At 41.0% G+C, this 3,553-nt stretch carries 3 protein-coding genes and 3 pseudogenes; 5 read left to right on the forward strand and 1 reads right to left on the reverse strand.

The window, feature by feature from the left end; genetic code table 11:
* A pseudogene (locus CDG79_RS43235) lies at positions 1 to 199 on the forward strand (ParB/RepB/Spo0J family partition protein); the annotation flags it as partial.
* 215 nt (positions 200 to 414) lie between these two features.
* Positions 415 to 1,211 (forward strand): annotated as a pseudogene (locus CDG79_RS39725) (helix-hairpin-helix domain-containing protein); the annotation flags it as partial.
* Between the two features lie 191 nt (positions 1,212 to 1,402).
* Here CDG79_RS39725 and CDG79_RS39730 read toward each other — a convergent pair.
* Positions 1,403 to 1,702: pseudogene (locus CDG79_RS39730) on the reverse strand (DUF4351 domain-containing protein); the annotation flags it as partial.
* Between the two features lie 183 nt (positions 1,703 to 1,885).
* On the opposite strand from CDG79_RS39730, the gene CDG79_RS39735 reads away from it, so the two are divergent.
* The 3 genes from CDG79_RS39735 to CDG79_RS39745 all read left to right on the forward strand — a co-directional run bounded on the left by CDG79_RS39735 (position 1,886) and on the right by CDG79_RS39745 (position 3,406).
* The gene (locus CDG79_RS39735; protein WP_094346940.1) at positions 1,886 to 2,542 is read left to right on the forward strand and encodes a hypothetical protein; all 657 of its coding nucleotides are present in this window, start codon (positions 1,886 to 1,888) and stop codon (positions 2,540 to 2,542) included.
* Positions 2,543 to 2,675: 133 nt separating this feature from the next.
* Positions 2,676 to 3,146: a hypothetical protein gene (locus CDG79_RS39740; protein WP_094346941.1), complete on the forward strand. Its 471-nt coding sequence runs from the start codon at positions 2,676 to 2,678 to the stop codon at positions 3,144 to 3,146.
* Positions 3,147 to 3,205: 59 nt separating this feature from the next.
* On the forward strand, positions 3,206 to 3,406 hold the full coding sequence (locus CDG79_RS39745; RefSeq protein WP_094346942.1) for a hypothetical protein: 201 nt from the start codon (positions 3,206 to 3,208) through the stop codon (positions 3,404 to 3,406).
* Positions 3,407 to 3,553 lie beyond the last annotated feature (147 nt).

The following is a 3,553-nucleotide window of genomic DNA, read 5'->3' on the forward strand; positions in this document are numbered from 1 at the left end:
TGAAGAAAATCTTTCAGTTAGAGATATCAAAAGTTACATTCAATCAGTTCAACCTCCTAAGTCTTCTCAGCCGAATATCCTGACTAATCGGATGAAGTCAGCCTATCAGCGAGTTAAGCAAGCTAAAGTCTGGGAAGATCCTAATAAAGCAAAAGTTTTAGAGAAGTTGTTAGGGCAAATTGAAGCTTTATTAGAGTAAAATCTACGGTTTTTTACAACATATTTCACTCTCACCAACCTTTGAGGCGTAGCTTGCATAGCTTGCGCTCGTGGCATCGTATGGTGAAGCGAAGCAGCATTTTCGACCTTATCATCTACTATTACTGTAATCTCAAAAGAGTATAGTAATTATGTACTATAATTAACTGAATTCCAGCATTATATATAATAATGTGCGGCATCTGATCATAAGCAATGTCCACTCCCTCTAATCTTTCCCCTCAACAAGTAAGCGCCTTTCCTCAACACGAAACAATCACTGGAGTTGTAGAACGTTTAACTTTTTATTCTGCTGAGTCAGGTTATACCGTGGCAAGGCTGACTCGCCCGCGTAGCAACGAACTCACAACAATTGTCGGCAGCTTTGCCAATATTCAACCAGGTCAAACTCTACAGCTAATTGGTTTCTGGCGGGATCATCCACAATTTGACCCCCAGTTCCAGGTAGTTAATTATCGAGAAACCAAACCAGCCACTCTCACCGGAATTGAGAAATATTTGGGCAGTGGTTTAATCAAAGGCGTGGGCCCAGTCACAGCCAAGCGTATCGTCGCTCACTTCGGTTTAGAAACGCTCGACATCATCGAAAACCAGATTGAACGACTGATTGAAGTCCAGGGTATTGCCAAAAAGCGGATCACTCTCATCAAAAACGCTTGGTCAACTCAGAAAGCTATCAAAGAAGTGATGGTGTTTCTGCAAGGGCATGGCGTTTCAACCACCTATGCAGTCAAGATTTACAAGCAATATAAGGATGAAGCGATACCTTCGGCACGTCTTCGACGAACCCTACTGTTACCAAAAACCCCTACCAGCTAGCAGCCGACATCTACGGTATTGGTTTCCTAACTGCTGACAAAATTGCACGGAATATCGGAATTGCCCCTGACTCAGAATTTCGTTACCGTGCGGGGATTATCCATTGCCTAAGTGAAGCTGCCGAAGATGGTCATTGTTACCTACCACAGAGCCAACTAATTGAGTTGGTAATTTAAGCTGTTTATTTTTGGTATAAAGTGGGAAGTATCATGCGCTGATCTCCACATTTATTTTGTTCTTCTTCTTTAGCAGTTACAAATTTACTCAAGTCTTTAATTATCTGTAGAGTGTGGAATGGTAAAGACAGAGAAATAGTAAATCGAAAGCGGAGGTTTTAATGCGATTTTCTCCGCTTTTATAATTTTTACCCCAATTGCTCTAACCAAGCTACTAAATCTTCAACTGATGAAAAATCTAAAAATGCTTCTCCTAATCCCTCTAATTGCTCTGTAGATAATTCTCGAACTCGTTCAATTATTGATATATCAATTTCTCCAAAACGGCGATTTAGCTGGCGATAGAAAAATTTGAATTCCCCTTTCTGCAAAATATCCTGATAGATAACAGATTCCTGCATAATATCCTCCCGTAAAAATTGACGAATTAAATCTTTTTCAAACCTTAAACCTGCAAATATCTCTGTACATCTAGCAATGTTCTGCCTAATAATTAATCACATCCTTGTGTTGGGCTGTTTCGGCAAAAGTTAGACTACCTCTGTTTTTGGCAAAGGTATTGTGAATCGTACACCCTTTATTTACATCTAACCCAACACCAATACAGGCATTCTATCAACAAGTATCTATTGTCTTGTTTCACTCAACCTCATATTCATCTTAATTTGTCAATGGCTGTAACCAATAAATTCAAGTATGCTGAATTTATCAGGCTACTAGTGCAGATTCCACAGGAGATAGCTTTGTTCAATATCAACTTTTCTTTTTGTATCTGGTTAAAACAACGTTATACAGTCATTGGAGTTTTATTGCTTGCTATGTCTATTACAGCTTGCAATAACTCTGCTACATCACAACTAGCATCTGCCAATAGCCCAACGCTGGCAAATATTTCTTCCACGTCTAATCCATCTTCTCCACCCGCCTCTGGCACACAAAATCCTGTAAAAAACCAGTCCCAAGAACAACAAGCAGTCCAACTCATTCATGATTATTACGATGCCATCGCACGTCTTGACTATAAACAAGCTTACTTGGCTTGGGATGGAGATGGTACTGCCAGTAAGCAATCATTTGAGGAATTTCAGCAGGGTTTTGCTAATACCGTATCCATTGTTGAAGAAGTCGGAAAACCGGGTTCTTTAGAAGGGGCAGCAGGCTCGCTATATATTGAAATTCCCGTTACTGTTACGAGTGTTACTAGCAATGGAACTCCACAGCGTTTTCGTGGTAGCTATAAGCTGCGACGAGTCAATAACGTTCCTGGCTCAACTCCAAACCAACGTAGATGGCATATCTACTCGGACAATATTTCTCTTGAGCAGTAATTGTGTTCTAGAAAAATCCGGAATCATTTCGCTTGGTGGGGTCTTGTCGTTAGCCATTTGATATCAATTTTGATAGCAATAAACTGATTATAGATTTTTCAGGAATTTGGTGTTTGAGTTGTGAATCTATATAATGCTTCAACACTATATCCAAATGACATTCATTTCTCCAGATGCAAGATGGGAGAATAAAGAAATTGGGGTGCAGATCGTGAATAACAATAATCGGTGGTTTTCGTGGTTGAGTTGGGGTCTAGTTGCAGTATTAGCGGTGTTCTGGTGGGTGTGGTGGATATACTTTCGTCCTCTCCCCTACGCTAATCCCTGGCGGAGCCTCGGACTGCATGGCACGATTTTGTTAGGATTCATCTTGGTGTGGATTAGTAACTATTACCGTCGTGGAAATGAACCAGGTCGTTGGTGGTTCTGGGCGTATTCGATCGTTGTTGGCTTTAGCATTCCAGGCGTTATCGAAGATATCCTTCACGTCAATCATGTGAGAACTTTATCATCGTTGTGGGAAAATGTCCTTTTGAGCTTTGGATTATTGACGGCCATTGGGTTGGGCTTCCTTGCCCAAAAAAGAGGATACAGATCAAGATGAAGCGCTCCGAGGTAGTTATGGAAGGAACTGACGAGCTTAACAAAAGTAGGGATGTCTACATGAAAAACACAAAGGGGAACACATTCATTTCTGAAATGACTGATGAAGATTGGTTTAACTTGGGAAAATCTGATGCCTGGGCTGGAAAACCCAAAGTGCCACCAGAACAAGATGCTCAAGCGGCGAGTATGTATGACTTAGGTTACAGCGAGGGAGAAATTAAACATCCGCCAACTGAAACTCCAAAGGCTTCTCAGTAGTCAGAAATCGTTAAATAGCGATCGCTCTACACAGTATCATCCATCCAGCCACACTCGGAATTTTGACAATCCTAATGCACCCGTGCTGTGTAGTCGAGGTCAAACTCATATCCGCGTAAAACAATTGGAGAATGGGAGAAAATGATT

It is taken from the genome of Nostoc sp. 'Peltigera membranacea cyanobiont' 232, assembly GCF_002245985.1.
Lineage (GTDB): Bacteria > Cyanobacteriota > Cyanobacteriia > Cyanobacteriales > Nostocaceae > Nostoc.

Coding starts and splice junctions, on each gene's coding strand:
- CDG79_RS39735 (WP_094346940.1), top strand. CDS start 1,886: ATGGCTGTAACCAATAAATTCAAGTATGCTGAATTTATCAGGCTACTA.
- CDG79_RS39740 (WP_094346941.1), top strand. CDS start 2,676: ATGCTTCAACACTATATCCAAATGACATTCATTTCTCCAGATGCAAGA.
- CDG79_RS39745 (WP_094346942.1), top strand. CDS start 3,206: ATGAAAAACACAAAGGGGAACACATTCATTTCTGAAATGACTGATGAA.